General features: G+C 61.0%; 1 pseudogene. It reads left to right on the top strand.

The features are described 5' to 3' along the window. A pseudogene (locus A3714_RS18080) lies at window positions 1–195 on the top strand (SDR family oxidoreductase); the annotation flags it as partial. Window positions 196–665 lie beyond the last annotated feature (470 nt).

The following is a 665-nucleotide window of genomic DNA, read 5'->3' as shown; positions in this document are numbered from 1 at the left end:
CGCCCGGGCCGGCTCACCGAGGAACCGCCCCTGGAGAAAGTGGAAATTGCCGAGAAGTTGAAGAGTTTTGGTGATATCTCCCGCGAAGATGTCGCTAAAGTGCTCTCGGAAACCACCCGCCGTGCGTTGCACAACAAGGAATTCGACGTTATTGCCGGCCCAACCCTGATCCCGGAAGCCCTTGAGGCTCTTTGAATCACGATAAGCGTCACCGGCCACTCCCAACCCACCGCAGCCCCCTCCCGTTGGAGCTTTGCTCGCAAAGCGAAGGCGTTAGATCTGGCACGGAGCCCGCCTCCAGCCCTTCGCCTTGCGAGCAAGGCTCCAACGCCAGGCCTGAAGCCTCCCCACCCGTTGGAGCTTTGCTCGCAAAGCGAAGGCGGTAGATCTGGCACGGAGCCCACTTCCAGCCCTTCGCCTTGCGAGCAAGGCTCCAACGCCAGCCCCGAAGCCTCCCCACCCGTTGAAGCTTTGCTCGCAAAGCGAAGGCGTTAGATCTGGCACGGAGCCCGCCTCCAGCCCTTCGCCTTGCGNGCAAGGCTCNAACGCCAGNCCNGAAGCCTCCCCNCCCGTTGGAGCTTTGCTCGCAAAGCGAANGCCCCGAAATCGTGCACATAATGCACTGTGACGCATAAAAGGGCAGGCGCTGTTCACAGAATCCAATT

Source organism: Alcanivorax sp. HI0007 (genome assembly GCF_001635525.1).
GTDB lineage: Bacteria > Pseudomonadota > Gammaproteobacteria > Pseudomonadales > Alcanivoracaceae > Alcanivorax.
Note: the sequence above shows the minus strand (reverse complement) of the source record. Positions and strands in the feature narration are given on the sequence as shown.